Here is a 13,384-nt window from a genome sequence, read left to right as displayed (position 1 = left end):
AAAACAATAGTGATGCATTATTTACGCGGGTTTAATATTCACTAAAATGTAGTTTATGAGTACAAACACTTTTTCAAAAGAAGCCGAAAAAAGGCTAATTGATTTTTTTAATCACGCGATAGCCCCTGAAGATATGGCTAAAGTAATCAGGCAGGTAAATTACACACTGGCTTTAGGCGTAATGCGGGAACAGGAAACCCCACCAAATGGAATAGAATCCAACTTTTATTGGCTCAATGAATTAGCCGAAATTTTAAATCCTTATCTGGAGGCCGAATAAATTTAACTGAAACTATTAAATGAAAACCCCGATTTTAAAAAGATCGGGGTTTTTTATTGGATTTTTTTAGCCTCTAAATCATTAAGATTCTAAGCTGCTAAGTCTTACTTACTTTTTTTTATACTTAAATCAGAATCTCCAGCATAGAATTTTCTAATTATCAAATTATCTCATTATCAAATTATATCATTATCTAATCCTCAACTGAAGCCTTAACTTCTTCTTCAAATAACAATTTAATATTCTCATAAGAATTTTTAAGTGCATCCTTGATTTCCTCCGGGTTCAGCCAGGCCACTTTTTCGATTCCTTCTTCGATCTGGCCTTCCGGAATTCCTTCAAAATCAGATTGCATTTCGAACCAATGCGTGATTTTGAGTTTGTATTTTCCGTTGCGTTTAAAAACGTGATAGGTTTTCTGAAGTTTTTCAGTGATGGTCAATTTTCCAACACCGGTCTCCTCTTCTACTTCACGCATAGCGGTGTCTTCAATTTCCTCCCCTTTTTCGATTCCGCCCTTAGGCAAATCCCATTTTCCGTTTCTGAAAATAAATAAAACTTCGCCTTTTTTATTGTAAACCAATCCTCCTCCGGCTTTCGTTACAGGAATTTTGGCCTTGAGCGTTTTCATTATTTCCCTTTCGTCAGGATGATATAAATAGGCTTTTTGAATTTTATTTTGAAATATTTTCACTATAAGCTGCTCAATATCAATACTCTCTAATAAGAATAATTGAAAATTAGTCTCTTTGGAGATTTCATTTGTCAAAAAAAGTGGTTTGTCGTTCACAAAAACTTTATACATTTGTACTATGATTTTTAATAAAGATACTGCCGAAAAAACAGCCGAATTGCTTTTGCAAATAAATGCAATTAAATTGAATCCAGAAAATCCTTTTACATGGGCTTCTGGCTGGAAATCTCCTATTTACTGCGATAATAGGTTAATTCTTTCATTTCCAACGATCAGAAATTATGTTCGTGATGAGTTTGCAAAGAATATTGAGAAACAATTTGGGAAACCGGATGTCATTGCCGGTGTTGCAACCGGAGCGATAGGAATTGGTATTCTGGTGGCCGAAAGCCTTGGATTGCCTTTTGTATACGTACGCCCGGAAGCCAAAAAACACGGAAGGCAAAATCAGGTGGAGGGCTTTTTGCAAAAAGGACAAAATGTTGTTGTGGTTGAAGATTTAATCAGTACCGGAAACAGCAGTCTGATGGCCGTGGAAGCTTTACGTAATGAAGGTGCTAACATTAAAGGAATGGCAGCGATTTTTACATATGGTTTTAATGTGGCGGAAGAGAACTTCAAAAATGCTAATATTGACCTTTATACCTTAAGCAATTACGAGAACCTCTTGGATTTAGCGGTTCAGAAACAATATATCACCGAAGACCAGCAATCGACCTTGCAGGAATGGAACGGAAGTCCGTCTACCTGGGGACAGGAATAATTTTAGATTTTAGATTGTTGATTTTAGATTACACTATATCGACAAAACTTTGCGAACTTTTGCGTTTATAAAAAGTTTACAAAATTAAAAAAGATTGCGTCCTTTGCGGTTAAATAATTTTAGATTTTAGCTAAAAAATCGCTTCGCTCTTTTTTGGAAATTGAGATTTTAATTTCGATCTAACTTTGCGAACTTAGCGCTTTATAAAACATTGTATATTAAAAATCTTAGCGCTCTTTGCGGTAAAAAATAAAAAAAAAAGAAAAATATGAACTTAGAAAGTCCAAAAGTTACTGTTCAGAAATCAGCACAGGATTTATTCGATTTGTTGACTGATGTTAAGAATTTCGAAAAATTAATGCCCGATAATATTGCTAAATTTGAAGTAACAGGCGAAGATGCTTTTATTTTTGGACTGAAAGGGATGCCGGAAATAAAACTTAAAATGAAGGAAAAAGTAGCTCCAAACAAAATTGTTCTGGGTGCGGCGAGCGATAAACTTCCGTTTACACTAGTTTCTAACATCGATAGTATTTCTGCTACCGAAAGTGCTGTACAACTGCAATTTGAAGGAGAATTCAATGCCATGATGGCCATGATGATCAAAGGGCCAATCAGCAAGTTTATTGAAACGCTGGCCGCTAATATGACAAAACTATAAGTATTGATATTAATGCTTAAAATTTAAAGTCCGATTTTACGATCGGGCTTTTTTTGCTTTCACGCAGATTCTGCAGATTTAGCAGATTTACTTCTCTTAAAGTCACAAAAACATTAAGTTTTAATTTCTTTAAGACTGTGCAAGAGTATTAGAACACCTCTCCCTCTCCCTCTTTGCTACTTTAAGCCTTTGCAACTTTGAACCTTTGAACCTTTGAACCTTTGAACCTTTGAACCTTTGCACCTTTGCACCTTTGAGCCTAAAAAACCTTAGCACCTCAGAACCTTAGTCCCTTAGAACCTTTCAATAAAGCATCTGAATTTCCTTAATTTCAAATTCCGAAACCGAATCATCTTCAAGAAGTATTTGGATTTTCCCCACAGGAGAAACGCCCTGAATGATTCCCATAAAATTTTGTCCCGAAGTTTGCGGATGAAGATTTTTAAACGGCATAGGAACTCCTTTTCGAAAGAGCGAATTGAAATATTCCTCCCAAAAAACGGATGAATTCGTTTGCCAGGATTGAATTTTTTGCTCGATTTTTTCCGTAATTAAAAAGGGCAAAATATCCTTATCAAAAGTCTTTCCTGAAAGTACTGTCAATGACGACGCATGGGGCAATTCATCAAAATTAGTCTGATTCACATTAAGACCTAATCCGACAACTGACACGATTCTGCCATCACTTTTGAGGGTGTTTTCAATTAGTATGCCACCAATCTTTTTATTGTATGACATAATGTCGTTTGGCCATTTTATGCTTAAATTGGAAATATCCAGCGATTTTAAAGTCTCGATTACTGCTAATGAAACTATAACGCTTAAATTAAAAACCTGCTCATTATCAAACAAAAAATCCTTCACCAAGACACTCATAATTAAGTTTTTACCGGATTCAGACTGCCATTTAGATCCCATTTGCCCCTTGCCTTTTGTCTGATTTTCAGCTGTTACCACTGTAAAATTATCAGGCTCTTCCTGACTGGCCAGGGCCTTAAGAAAATCGTTTGTAGAATCTATGGCATCGAGTTTGATTAGTTTCATTCAAATAATTTATTTATACTTAATTTAATATTTTGTTAAGGTTCAAAATTAATCACAAAAATTGGTAACTTTACAAAATCATATAAAATAATTCATGGCGAAAAAGACTATTAATAATGATGTTCTATTGGCGAACATAATCAAAGGAATCGAAGAAGTAAAAGGAAATGATATAGATATTCTTGACTTAAGAGAAATAGACACGGCTGTTTGTGACTATTTTGTAATTTGCAACGGAAGTTCAAATACCCAAGTTAATGCCATTGTAAACTCAATTCAAAAAACAGTATCCAAAGACTTAAAAGACAAACCGTGGCACGTAGAAGGAACCGATAATGCGGAGTGGGTCCTGATGGATTATGTGCATATCGTGGTACATGTTTTCCAGAAACATATTCGTGAATACTATAATATCGAAAGCCTTTGGGGTGACGCCAAAATAACTACAATCGAAAACAAATACTAAAGAAAATTTTTTCTAATGGCTAAAGATAATAATCCAAACCCGAGTAAATTTAAAATAAGTCCCTGGTTAATATATACTGCAATACTTCTAGTTTTTTTATTTATAAGTTTTGCAACCGGAGGATCAAACTTAAGCGAACCTGCACAATTAACTTCTTCTAAATTCAATAATTTATTAGAAAAAGGACAAATTGAAAAAGTCATTGTATACAATAAAGCGGAAGCTGAAGTATATCTGACAGCTGCAGCACTAAAAGATGCAGCAAATAAAAAAGTAGCAAAAGATATTTTTGAAAGACCTAATAAAGGTCCTCACTATACCTTAGAAATTGGTAACGACCAGATTTTTCAGACGAAATTAGAAAAAGCAGTAGGCGAAGGCAAACTGAAAGATTTTAATTTCCTGCAAAAAAACAACTGGAGCGATATTCTGATCAGTCTGCTTCCAATCATCATCATTATTGGTGTATGGATTTTCATTATGCGTAAAATGTCAGGCGGAGCCGGTGGCGGTGGCGGACAAATTTTCAACATCGGAAAATCAAAAGCGAAACTGTTTGATGAAAAAACAGATATCAAAACAACATTTAAGGATGTTGCCGGTTTAGAAGGTGCAAAAGAAGAAATACAGGAAATCGTTGAATTCCTGAAAAACCCTGAAAAATATACCAATCTGGGAGGTAAAATCCCTAAAGGAGCCTTACTTGTAGGACCTCCGGGAACTGGTAAAACCTTATTGGCTAAAGCTGTTGCCGGTGAAGCCCAGGTACCTTTCTTCTCTTTATCAGGTTCTGATTTCGTTGAGATGTTCGTAGGAGTTGGAGCATCGCGTGTACGTGACTTATTCAAACAGGCCAAAGAAAAATCTCCTGCTATTATCTTCATCGATGAAATTGATGCTGTTGGTAGAGCAAGAGGAAAAAGCAATATGTCAGGCGGAAATGACGAAAGAGAAAATACACTGAACCAGTTATTGACAGAAATGGATGGTTTTGGTACAAACTCTAATGTAATCGTTCTGGCTGCGACAAACAGAGCTGATGTGCTTGATAAAGCTTTAATGCGTGCCGGTCGTTTTGACAGACAAATTTTTGTTGACTTACCGGACATTCGTGAAAGAGCTGAAATCTTTAAAGTTCACTTAGCTCCTATCAAAAAAGTAGAAGGTCTTGATTTAGATTTCTTAGCCAAACAGACTCCGGGATTCTCTGGTGCTGATATTGCAAATGTTTGTAACGAAGCCGCTTTAATTGCTGCACGTTACAACAAAACGGCTGTAGACAAACAAGATTTCCTTGACGCTGTCGACAGAATCATTGGTGGTCTTGAAAAGAAAAACAAAATCATTACGCCGGAAGAGAAAAGAGCAATTGCGATTCACGAAGCCGGTCACGCAACCGTAAGCTGGATGTTAGAGCATGCTGCACCCCTTATTAAAGTAACGATTGTTCCTCGTGGACAAAGTTTAGGAGCTGCATGGTATCTTCCGGAAGAAAGACAAATCGTAAGAACAGATCAAATGTTAGACGAAATGTGTGCTACTATGGGCGGAAGAGCTGCTGAAAAAGTAACTTTCGACAGAATTTCTACAGGAGCATTAAGCGATTTAGAAAAAGTAACCCGTCAGGCTCGTGCAATGGTAACGATTTATGGTCTGAATGATAAAATAGGAAATGTTACCTATTATGATTCAACCGGTCAAAGCGAATACAATTTCTCGAAACCCTATTCTGATGAAACAGCAAAGGTTATTGACAAAGAAATTTCAGAATTAATTGAAGGCCAATACCAAAGAGCCATTCAAATTCTTGAAGAAAATAAAGACAAACTAAATCAGCTTGCCGATATTCTAATTGAAAAAGAAGTTATTTTTAAAGATGACTTAGAAACAATTTTCGGAAAACGTACTTTTGACAAAAATCTGGAAGAAGTAGTTTCTTAAATTATTCGGAAATATTTAATATTTTTTAAAATCTTAATTCAAAATAGCCTTTTGAATTAAGATTTTTTTATCTTTGAACGTTTTCAATTAACATGTAAAGTATTTCATATAAAATGAATTTTTTCAAAAAAATATTTGGTTCGAGCGATGCCGCTTCTGATGAAGAAACTGAAAGCGAATATGGAGGGAATCCAACAAATCCTGATAGTCATTTATCTATTGACGAGCGATTCATTTTTAATTTTAAGAAAAACGGGGGTAAATTTTTGTATTGTGAAAACAAACAGGAAGTAGCAGAACAATTTGAAAATATTTTAGAAGAAAACGACTGGTTCGAGAATGAAGTATTATGTTACGAACCGGGTTTATTCAGCTTATTGGAGGAAAATAAATTAATTTATATTTCACCAAGAAATCCTAAATTCCTTCTTGCCTCTTGCGAAAACCTTATTGCTGATGAAGGCTCCATCTTATTTTCATCGAAACAAATCAGACAGGACAAACCAAACGAATTACCTCCCAACATTGTTATAATAGCTACCACCAGCCAGATTCTTGCTATAAAAAGTGATGGTCTGAGTGCTATTAAACGCAAATACGAAAGAGACTATCCTACCAATATTACCACAATAAAATATTTCGAAAAAGCAAAAGAAGAAGATTTCACACAATACGGAAGTGTTGCCAAAAATCTGTACTTATTGCTTTTAGAAGATCTTTAAGATGAACGAAACACTCAAGAGAACCATTTCTGGTGCTGTTTATATCGCTTTGTTACTAACTTCGATCTTGTTTTCTACCGAAAGCTTTATTATCCTTTTTGGTATATTTCTGGTTATTACGATTTATGAATTTTCCAATTTGGTCGATCTTAATAAAATCTTTTCGATTCTATTTGGCGTCTTGTTGTTTTCCGTTATTGTATTAATCAGCCACTACAACAAACAAACTACACTTTACCTTAATGATCTGTTTCAGGGAAACTTTGATTTGGAAACCAATATCAAGCAATTAGATTTGGTATTACTTGCCGTTACCATAGTCATAGCCATTAAATGTATCTTATTTCTGTTTTATGACTCTGTTCAGAAAATAAGCATTTCCTCCAAATACTTATACCTGTTAGGCTATATTACATTACCGTTTGTTTTTATTGTAAAAATTTCTTTCGGTACGAATGATTACAATCCAAAAATTATCATTGGATTATTTATTCTGATCTGGACGAACGACACTTTTGCTTATCTGGTAGGTAAATCTATAGGTAAACATAAATTATTCGAACGTGTTTCTCCCAAAAAAACCATAGAAGGATTTTTAGGAGGAGCTGTTTTTGCTGCTTTTGCAGGCTTTTTGATTTCAAAATTTTACATCCAGCCCAATCCTGCTTTTAGCGGTAAGTCTATTTTAATATGGACTATTATTGCGCTAATTGTAAGCGTTTTTGGAACGATCGGTGATTTGATCGAATCAAAATTCAAAAGAATTGCCGGTGTAAAAGACAGCGGTTCGATAATGCCCGGACACGGAGGCATCTTAGATCGATTAGATAGTGTTATATTTGTAGCACCAATTATATATTTATTTTACCAAATTTTATATTATGTTTCATAAAGAAGGAGCCCCGTCCATTTTATTAGGTACTGTTTTTACTGTTGCCGTACTTTTGATCGCTGATCGTTTTATTGATATCAGCTGGCTGAGAATGCTTGTTCAGATAGCAGCTGTTTTGATTTTGATTATTATTTTACAATTTTTTAGAAATCCTAAAAGAATTGCGATCAGAGAAGACAATCATATTCTGGCTCCGGTAGATGGAAAAGTAGTAGTAATTGAAGAAGTTTACGAAGGCGAATACTTTAAGGATAAACGTTTACAGGTTTCTATTTTTATGTCACCCATAAATGTGCACGTAACCCGTTATGCTATGGATGGTGTTATCAAATTCAGCAAATACCACCCTGGTAAATTTTTGGTTGCCTGGCACCCAAAAGCAAGTGAAGAAAACGAAAGAACAACTGTTGTCATCGAAAATGAAACTTTCGGACAAATCCTGTACAGACAAATTGCCGGCGCTTTGGCCCGCAGAATTGTAAATTACGCAGAAGAAGGAATGCAGGTGGTTCAGGGAACAGATGCAGGATTCATTAAATTTGGTTCAAGAGTAGATTTATTTTTACCTTTAGGTACGCAAATTAATGTAGAATTAAACCAAAAAGCAATTGGAGGAAAAACCATTATTGCTACAAAAGCTTAAATGACGATCAAAGATTTAGATACTCGTTTCTCAGAGGCCGTAGAAACTGCCTTACAAATGACACAGGCTTCGTTGCCGCAAGATGTGCAGTTAAGGCTGTATGCCTATTACAAGCAGGCGACTTTCGGCACTGCGGTGTACAATCATTCTGAAAATTTTGATTTACGTGACGCCTTCAAAACAAATGCCTGGATGCAAATAAGTCATATATCCGTTGACGAAGCAAAAGAACATTATATCGAAATCATAAATTCACTAACAGCAAAATAATTCCCATTATGAAGAAAAACATTGTTCGTTTCAGTATTTTAGCTTCATTCTTAGCATTATTTTCTTGTAATGACAATAAGCTAACCGAAGTTGTAGAAGTTCCTTTACCCACAAAAGAGGAGAAAATAATCATAGGAACTCCGGATGAAGTAAAAGCAGATCCGGGATCTTTTGCACTTACAAAACTGGCTTTCTCTTATGACGGATTAGCACCCGGCATCAGGTCTCTTACTTTAGAAACACACTATTCCAAGCATTATTTAACGTATACCAATACCTTAAACAAGGAAATTGTTTCTACTGAATTTGAGAATATGTCTATTGAAGATATTCTTAAAAAGTTAGATCTTAATAATGCCAAACTTCGTCAGAATGCCGGTGGATATTACAATCACACGCTTTATTTTAATATTCTGACACCAAAACAGCAAACTCCTAAAGATACTCTTTCAAGTGCAATTGATAAGGAATTTGGTTCTTTCAATAATCTTACCAATCAGTTTAAGGGACAGGCCACAAAACAATTTGGGTCTGGCTGGGTCTGGCTGGTAGTGGATAAACTGGGCAAACTGCAGGTAACTACCACAGAAAATCAGGACAATCCTTTAATGAAAAATGCTCTGGTTCCCGGAACACCAATTATGGGCATAGATCTTTGGGAACATGCTTATTATCTCGACTACCAAAACAGAAAAGGAAGCTATATTGATGCTTTTTACGAACACATTAATTGGGAGAAAGTAAACGAAAATTATATAGAAGCCTTAAAAAAGGTCAAGAAAGTATAAATCATAAAAAAAGCTGATACATTATGGTATCAGCTTTTTTCTTTTTAGCTTCATTCAATTTTTATTCCACTTCATAAATAAAAGATTCTGACGGTCCGATTGTAACTCTTGCCACTCCTTCTCCATTCTTTACCACAAAATAGGTTTTATTCTTTAAATACAACTGATCTAAAAGCACATAAGAACCGTCTTTTAATTTCCATTTTGAAATAATATCAGAAGGTATTTTCAATTCAAACTCACTTGTTTTCTCCGAAGAAAAATTGGCGACAACAATTAACTTTTGCTTGTCTGACCAACGAACATACGAATAAATGAAGTCATTATAACCCGCATTATTACGGTTGACCGATTGAACTTCCTGAAAATCCCCCATTAGAGCGGAACTTTTAATCGAAAAATTCAGCAGTCTTTTGTAAAAATCCCGAAGGTTTTTTTCTGATTCAGAAAGCTGTCCTCCATCAAATTTTCCGTCGTTCATCCAGCGCTGATGATTCGGAACACCGATATAATCAAAGATTGAAGTTCTCGAATGTGTTCCAAAACCTGCATTTTCATTTCCTGCCTCTCCCACTTCTTGTCCAAAATAAACCATTGTTGGTGATGTGCTGATCGTTGTAGAAACTACCATTAGAGGTTTTCCTCTTTCCGGAGTTCCTGCAAATTCAGGACTTGCCAGACGCTGTTCATCATGATTATCCAAAAAATGAAGCATATGATGTTCGATATCCTGCATTCTCGTCTGAATTTCAGATAAACCGTCGGTTGAAGATTTTCCATGAATAATGTCTTTCAGTTTATCGTAGGTTTCTACTTTATCATACAGATAATCCATTTTTCCCAAACGGATATAATTGCGGTATTCATTCGGATTATATACTTCAGCCAGTAAAAAAGCATTTGGGTTTTTCATTTTGATAGCTGAATTCATATAGCTCCAAAATTCATACGGAACCATTTCGGCCATATCGTAACGAAAGCCATCGACTCCTTTTGCTGTCCAGTACAAAGCGATTGCTTTAAATTTTTTCCAGGAATCGGGCACGTCTTTATCCTGCCAGAAAGCAAAATGTTCGGCAGCGGATTTTTGGTCAAAACCAGCCGGAAGCTCCGGAAAATCTTTTGAACCATCCGGACGGATTCCGTAATTTACTTTTACGGTTTCATACCAGTCATTCTGATCCGGTTTTACTTTACGCGATCCGTTTCCGGTCCATTTTGCCGGATTTTCATCAAAAACACCATCAACAAGAGGATTTTTTTCTCCATTTAACGGAAGATCTCCGTCAGGAATCTGAAAATGCTCGTTCGGAATATAATAAAAATTATTGTTTCTGCTGTATTCCACATTTACATCATCGTCAGCACCAAAATCGCGAACACCTTCCGGATTGTTTTTTCCTTCGTATTTACGGGCAATATGATTGGGTACAATATCAATAATTACTTTCAGGCCGGCTTTGTGGGTGCGTGCAATCAAATCTTCAAATTCCTGAAGGCGATTGGCAGGGTTTACCGCTAAATCAGGATTTACATTGTAATAATCTTTTACGGCATAAGGAGAACCAGCCCTGCCTTTCACCACCTCCGGATCATCATTTGAAATTCCGTAAGCCGTATAATCCCGAACCAAAGCATGATGCGGCACTCCGGTATACCAAATGTAGGTAACGCCTAAATCCTTAATTTCATGCAATGCCTTATCTGTAAAATCATTAAATTTCCCGACACCGTTTTCTTCAATGGTTCCCCAGGGTTTGTTGGTCGTATTTTTATTTCCGAATAAACGCGTAAAAACCTGATACACGACAATTTTCCTATCGGCAAGAACTTCTTCGTTAGCTGTATTCATTTTCAAATCTTTTGTTTTACATGCCGTAAACAGCATCGCTACAGCTATTCCTGCAACCCAAATTCTATTATTTTTCATAATTATTTTTAAACTGTTTCACAGAAAAGAAAATGCAATATTTAAATCCTAAATTCCAATCGTAATAAAATTGAAATTTATTTTTTAAAGTTTATTTCATCAAATCAATAGAAACGATTTTTTAAATTTAAACTAATTTTTAAAACTCAAAAGAAATTGATTTTCATTAAACGTCAAAAAGCAAAACTACAACGAAATAGTTTTATCTTTTGTTGGTAACTTAATAAAGGTTCAAAGTTACAGAGATGCAAAGGTTCAAAGTTTTTTCACTGATTATTTTTATGTGAGACATACTGTTGTGTGTCTCTACCAATACCTAATACACCTCTGAACCTTGGTCACTTTGAACCTTTGTCACTTTGAACCTTTGCCACTTTGAACCTTTGCCACTTTGAACCTTTGCCACTTTGAACCTTTGTCAATTTGAACCTTTGCTACTTTGAACCTTTGCCACTTTGAACCTTTGCCACTTTGAACCTCTGTACCTAAAAATTATAATTTAATCCTAATATCAAGAAAGGTTGTAACCTTTTTCATAAATTTGACAAAAAATTAATCCCTTGAAGAAATTACTCTTTTTCATATCTTATTGTTTACTTGTTTTAAGTGTTCAAAGCATTTTTGCGCAAACGCCTAAAAAAATCATTGTCGAGAATGCTGATTTTTCTGATGTTGATCAAATCGCAATGCCCGACGCGCTTTTGTTAACCGGAAATGTAAAAGTCAATCATGACGGCGTTGTGCTTACCTGCAACAAAGCTTATTTTTTTCAAAAGGAAAACTATTTAAAAGCGTTTGGAAATGTACAGTTAGTACAGGGGGATACCTTGTATCTTAACAGTAAATACGCCGAATATAATGGTAATATGAAAAAAGCGTTTGCTACCGGAGATGCTGTTATGACCTCACCGGATGCCACTTTGCAAACCGACACGATCAACTTTGACCGAAATGTTCAGGAAGTTTTTTATAATTCGAAAGGAACAATCGTTAATAAAGACAATACCTTAGTTAGTAAATCAGGGCGCTATTATGTCGCCCAGAAAAAATTTCAATTTCTGACCTCGGTGGTTCTTACCAATCCGAAATACGTTATCAAATCAAATCATCTGGATTATTACAGTAATTCAGGACATAGTTATTTGTTTGGTCCCTCGACGATTACCAGCAAGGCTAATTATATTTATACCGAAAAAGGATTTTACGATACCAAGAAAAATCTGGCCCATTTACTCCGAAAATCATACATAAAGTACGACGACAGGCGCATTGAAGGAGATAGTTTGTTTTACAATAGAAATACTGAATTTGCATCAGCAACCCGAAATGTAAAAATTACCGATTCTATAAACCGCGGAATTGTAAAAGGACATTATGCCGAAGTTTTCAAGCTAAAGGATTCGATGTTTGTCACCAAAAGAGCTGTTGCTGTGAACTTTGTAGATAATGATTCCGTTTACATTCACGGAAAAAAACTAATGGTTACAGGAAAACCGGGCGAACGAATTCTGAGAGCTTTTAACAATGTTCGTTTTTATAAAACAGATATGAGCGGAAAATGTGATTCGATTCATTCCAATTCAAAAACAGCTTTGACAAAACTGATCGGTAATCCAATCCTTTGGAATGGTGAAAGTCAGATAACCGGAGACATTATGCATTTAATCGGAGATAACAAGACCCGAAAAATAGATTCCTTAAAAGTACTCAACAATACCTTTATTGTCTCGCGGGATACACTTGGAACCGGATTTAACCAGGTAAAAGGTCTCAATTTATTTGGAAAATTCAGGGAAGGCAAATTACATGACGTCGATGTGATCAAAAATACCGAAGTCATTTATTATATGAGAAATGATGATCATGAACTCATTGGTATCAATAAAAATGTGAGTAGTAAAATCAATATGATTTTAGAGAATAATGCCATTGAAACCATTACATTTTTCAACAAAGTCGACGGAGATATTTATCCCGAAGCCGATTTGCCCGAAAATGCACGTAAATTAAGAGGTCTGGTCTGGCGTGGTGATGAACGGATAAAGTCTAAAGATGATATTTTCACTTCCGAAGAAAATGAGCTCAATGATAAATTAGTCAAAGAAGGAAAAGACGAAGACGCCAAAGAAAATGTCCCGATGAAAATCAGGAAAGAGACATTGGATTACGATAAAAAGAAACCGACTGCGAAAACAAGTACAGCTAAGCCAGCGACGACAAAAGGTGCTTCTAAGAAATAGTCGCGGTTTTCGGTCGCAGTCTTAGAGTTGCAGTCTTAGAGTTGCAGTCT

The 13,384-nt window shown here is 35.5% G+C and carries 14 protein-coding genes; 11 read left to right on the top strand and 3 right to left on the bottom strand.

What is annotated here, in order from left to right; translation table 11 throughout:
• Positions 1-55 precede the first annotated feature (55 nt).
• On the top strand, positions 56-280 hold the full coding sequence (locus GJU43_RS15295; protein ID WP_127337246.1) for a hypothetical protein: 225 nt from the start codon (positions 56-58) through the stop codon (positions 278-280).
• 193 nt (positions 281-473) lie between these two features.
• Here GJU43_RS15295 and GJU43_RS15290 read toward each other — a convergent pair whose 3' ends face one another.
• Positions 474-1,085, bottom strand: coding sequence for an NUDIX hydrolase (locus GJU43_RS15290; protein ID WP_154341620.1), 612 nt, complete (start codon positions 1,083-1,085; stop codon positions 474-476).
• 7 nt (positions 1,086-1,092) lie between these two features.
• Between GJU43_RS15290 and pyrE the strand changes: the two genes are divergently transcribed.
• Together pyrE and GJU43_RS15280 are read left to right on the top strand one after the other, a co-directional pair.
• Entirely contained in the window at positions 1,093-1,737 is a 645-nt protein-coding gene (pyrE, locus tag GJU43_RS15285; RefSeq protein ID WP_154341619.1) for an orotate phosphoribosyltransferase, read from the top strand.
• Positions 1,738-2,005: 268 nt separating this feature from the next.
• Positions 2,006-2,398 carry an SRPBCC family protein gene (locus GJU43_RS15280; RefSeq protein ID WP_132033286.1) on the top strand — a complete coding sequence of 131 codons (393 nt, stop codon included), beginning with the start codon at positions 2,006-2,008 and terminating at the stop codon, positions 2,396-2,398.
• 303 nt (positions 2,399-2,701) lie between these two features.
• Here the strand turns inward: GJU43_RS15280 and GJU43_RS15275 are convergent, their stop codons facing one another.
• Positions 2,702-3,442, bottom strand: a complete 741-nt coding sequence (locus GJU43_RS15275; RefSeq protein ID WP_154341618.1) for a biotin--[acetyl-CoA-carboxylase] ligase — start codon at positions 3,440-3,442, stop codon at positions 2,702-2,704.
• A gap of 94 nt (positions 3,443-3,536) precedes the next feature.
• Between GJU43_RS15275 and rsfS the strand changes: the two genes are divergently transcribed.
• The 7 genes from rsfS (at position 3,537) to GJU43_RS15240 (ending at position 9,164) form a co-directional block, all read left to right on the top strand.
• Positions 3,537-3,908, top strand: coding sequence for a ribosome silencing factor (gene rsfS, locus GJU43_RS15270; protein WP_007809313.1), 372 nt, complete (start codon positions 3,537-3,539; stop codon positions 3,906-3,908).
• A 15-nt stretch (positions 3,909-3,923) separates the two neighbouring features.
• Positions 3,924-5,849 carry an ATP-dependent zinc metalloprotease FtsH gene (ftsH, locus tag GJU43_RS15265; protein WP_154341617.1) on the top strand — a complete coding sequence of 642 codons (1,926 nt, stop codon included), beginning with the start codon at positions 3,924-3,926 and terminating at the stop codon, positions 5,847-5,849.
• 113 nt (positions 5,850-5,962) lie between these two features.
• Complete coding sequence (locus GJU43_RS15260; RefSeq protein ID WP_154341616.1) at positions 5,963-6,571, top strand: lactate utilization protein B/C; 609 nt, start codon at positions 5,963-5,965, stop codon at positions 6,569-6,571.
• A gap of 1 nt (position 6,572) precedes the next feature.
• A complete protein-coding gene (locus tag GJU43_RS15255) occupies positions 6,573-7,463 on the top strand; it encodes a phosphatidate cytidylyltransferase (protein ID WP_154341615.1) in 891 nt (296 codons plus the stop codon).
• A complete protein-coding gene (locus tag GJU43_RS15250) occupies positions 7,453-8,106 on the top strand; it encodes a phosphatidylserine decarboxylase family protein (protein ID WP_154341614.1) in 654 nt (217 codons plus the stop codon). Before GJU43_RS15255 ends, GJU43_RS15250 begins: the two co-directional genes overlap by 11 nt.
• Positions 8,107-8,376: an acyl-CoA-binding protein gene (locus GJU43_RS15245; RefSeq protein WP_154341613.1), complete on the top strand. Its 270-nt coding sequence runs from the start codon at positions 8,107-8,109 to the stop codon at positions 8,374-8,376. It abuts the gene before it with no gap.
• Between the two features lie 8 nt (positions 8,377-8,384).
• The gene (locus tag GJU43_RS15240; RefSeq protein ID WP_154341612.1) at positions 8,385-9,164 is read left to right on the top strand and encodes a superoxide dismutase; all 780 of its coding nucleotides are present in this window, start codon (positions 8,385-8,387) and stop codon (positions 9,162-9,164) included.
• Positions 9,165-9,225: 61 nt separating this feature from the next.
• Here GJU43_RS15240 and GJU43_RS15235 read toward each other — a convergent pair whose 3' ends face one another.
• Positions 9,226-11,094 (bottom strand): alpha-amylase family glycosyl hydrolase, encoded by a 1,869-nt coding sequence (locus GJU43_RS15235; protein ID WP_154341611.1) that lies wholly within the window; start codon positions 11,092-11,094, stop codon positions 9,226-9,228.
• A gap of 560 nt (positions 11,095-11,654) precedes the next feature.
• Here GJU43_RS15235 and GJU43_RS15230 point away from each other — a divergent pair.
• On the top strand, positions 11,655-13,334 hold the full coding sequence (locus GJU43_RS15230) for an OstA-like protein (RefSeq protein WP_154341610.1): 1,680 nt from the start codon (positions 11,655-11,657) through the stop codon (positions 13,332-13,334).
• The last annotated feature ends 50 nt before the right edge of the window (positions 13,335-13,384 follow it).

This window comes from Flavobacterium sp. LC2016-23, assembly GCF_009674775.1.
Lineage (GTDB): Bacteria > Bacteroidota > Bacteroidia > Flavobacteriales > Flavobacteriaceae > Flavobacterium.
This window is presented reverse-complemented; position numbering and strand designations above follow the sequence as displayed.